The following is a 2,769-nucleotide window of genomic DNA, read 5'->3' on the forward strand; positions in this document are numbered from 1 at the left end:
GGTTCAGAATAACTTGGAGAGCCAGCGCCGTCAGTACGACCTGGTCGAGGAAGCACGCCGCCGTGGCTTTGCGCAGGTCGAGGTCATCGATGACGACCTCGGCCGTTCCGCCAGTGGCATGGTGGCCCGACCAGGTTTCGACCGGCTTGTCGCTTGGCTCTGCGCCGGCGAGGTCGGGGCCGTGCTGTGCTTCGACGCCTCGCGGCTGGCACGCAATGGCCGCGACTGGCACCACCTTCTGGAGCTGTGCGGCTTGGTCGAGGCCCGGGTCATCGACCTGGATGGGGTCTACGACCCATGTCGCCCTAATGATCGACTGCTGCTGGGCATGAAGGGCAGCATCAGCGAATTCGAGCTCGGCGTGCTCAGGGCGCGCATGTTCGAGGCAGCCCGCGCCAAGGCCCAGCGCGGCGAGCTGCGCATCAGCGTGCCTATCGGCTACGTCTGGCACCGCGAGGTCGGTTTGGGCTTCGATCCCGACATACGGCTGCAGGAGGCAATCCGATTGATCTTCGCGCGGTTTCGCAAGCTGGGCAGCGCCCGCCAAGCCTTTCTGTCGCTTGCTGCTGAACAGGTTCACTTCCCGCGCCCATCTGATGGCAAGAAGATGGTGACGTTCGACTGGACTCCAATCCGTTATCGCAACGTGATCGCGGTGCTTAAGAATCCTTTTTACGCTGGCACCTATGCCTACGGCAAGAGCGAGAAGCGCACGGCCCTCGTCGATGGGCGACTGCGCAAGAGCTATGGCCATAGCAAGCCGGTCGAGCATTGGGAGGTGATGCTCCAGGGCCACCATGAAGCCTACATCGACTGGTCCGAATTCGAGCGCAATCAGAAGCAACTTGCCGTCAATGCCTACGGTAGAGTGGATGGTGTGAAGTCGGGTCGCGGCGGGCGTGCGTTGCTCGCGGGTATGCTGTGCTGCGCGCGTTGCGGCCGCCGTCTGACGGTCGCGTATACCGGCCGCGGTGCACGTCAACCGGTGTATCGGTGCGACCGTCCGCACGTGCAGCTGGCGCAGCCGCGGTGTTTTACTTTTGGAGGCCGGCGAGCCGACGAGGCCATGGCAAGAGAGTTGCTGCGAGCGGTCGAGCCTCTGGCCGTCGAAGCGGCGTCGCTTGCTGAACGGAGGCACATGGAAGTCCAAGCGGACCAACGGCGAATCGTGAATTTGGAACTACAGCAAGCACGCTACGAGGCGACGCTGGCAGAGCGACGCTACGCGGCCTGTGACCCTGACAACCGTTTGATCGCCGCACAACTCGAACGGAGCTGGGAGTCAGCGTTGCAGCGTGTGCAGGCATCCCAACGGCGCGTCGACGCAGTCGAACAAACGCTGTCGGCCATGGCAACACCCGACCTCGGTGGGCTCGCCCAAGATCTCGCCGCCGCATGGGATGCGCCCGGCGTGACGATGCGCACACGCCAGCAGTTGCTTCACACCTTGGTCCAGGAGATCATTGCCGATCTCGATGAGAAGACGCGAGAGATCGTTCTGACGATTCATTGGCGTGGAGGTCAGCATTCGGAAGTCAGGGTCGCGAAGCCAAGGTCTGGCGAGCATGGCTGTCGTACATCCGATGAAGCCTTGGCCGTCATGCGCAGCATGGCGGGCAAGTGGTCCGACGAGCATATTGCCGCGACGCTCAATCGCATGGCCCTGCCCACCGGGCAGGGCAAGACTTGGACCGCGCATCGCGTAAGTTCTGTGCGGATGGTGAACGACATTCGTGCGTACCGGTCAGCGCACAAGGACGGACAGTGGCTCACCATGTCGGAAGCCGCCGCAAAGCTCGGCGTGAACAACCACCGTATTCGGCGCTTGATCAAGCAAGGAATCCTGTACGCAGAGCAGGTTGTGCCGCGAGCGCCGTATCAGATTCGGGCATCCGATCTGCTCGATCCTCGCGTGATCGAGGCGGCCGCGCGGACACTCGGCCCGTGTCAGGCGGTCGGCGAGAACCAGATGTCAATGTTTTCAAGCACTTAACGAAGAGGGGCACTATGAACAAGCCATTGCAATGGGCCGGATCTGGTTCTCGATCCAATTGTTGTCCACCGGCAGTTGTCCGTCATCCACGAATCGGATCAGCGCATCCCAGCGCCGCAGGCTGTAGTTCAGCGCCTTGGCGGTTGCTGATCCGTCGGGCACCTGGCGCCGTTGCAGCGTCATCCACTCGTGCAGAGCGTCCAGGATCGGCCGGGTCTGCTGCTGCCGAACGGCTTGCCGTTGCTCGGTGTCCAGCTCTTTGACGTCACGCTCGATCTCATAGACCCGGGCGAACTGCTGCAGGGCGAACTCGGCGATCTGGCTCTTGTTGGCCGCGTGCAGGTCGAAGAACTTGCGCCGGGCATGGGCCAGACAGCCCACCTCGGTCACGCCGCTGGCGATCAGGGCCTTGTAGCCGCTGAAGTCGTCGCAGGTCAGGCAGCCCTTCCAGGCCTTGTCGGTGCCCTGGCCCAGGAAGCGCCGGGCGTGTTCGCCCGAGCGGGATTCGCAGAAGTCGTAGACCACAGCCTTGATGCTCTCGAAGGACCCCGGCGCATAGGCCCAGAGGTAGGCGCGGTGCGTCTTGCCATCGCCGGGCTTGAGCATGGCCACCGGCGTCTCATCGGCGTGCAGCACCCGGTGGCTGAGGATCTCGGTCTTCAGGGCATCGACCAGCGACTGCAGCCGCACCCCGCAGGTGCCCACCCACTGCGCCAGGGTCGAGCGAGGGATGGCCAGGCCAGCGCGGCCGAAGATCGCCTCCTGCCGGTACAGCG

Annotated in this window: 1 protein-coding gene and 1 pseudogene; one reads left to right on the top strand and one right to left on the bottom strand. The window is 63.6% G+C overall.

What is annotated here, in order from left to right:
- The coding region (locus ACFQU0_RS18300; RefSeq protein WP_382203169.1) for a recombinase family protein at positions 1-1,993 on the top strand (1,993 nt) is incomplete at its 5' end.
- A gap of 15 nt (positions 1,994-2,008) precedes the next feature.
- Here the strand turns inward: ACFQU0_RS18300 and tnpC are convergent.
- Positions 2,009-2,769: pseudogene (tnpC, locus tag ACFQU0_RS18305) on the bottom strand (IS66 family transposase); the annotation flags it as partial.

The organism is Hydrogenophaga defluvii (assembly GCF_042665235.1).
GTDB classification, from domain to species: domain Bacteria; phylum Pseudomonadota; class Gammaproteobacteria; order Burkholderiales; family Burkholderiaceae_C; genus Hydrogenophaga; species Hydrogenophaga defluvii_A.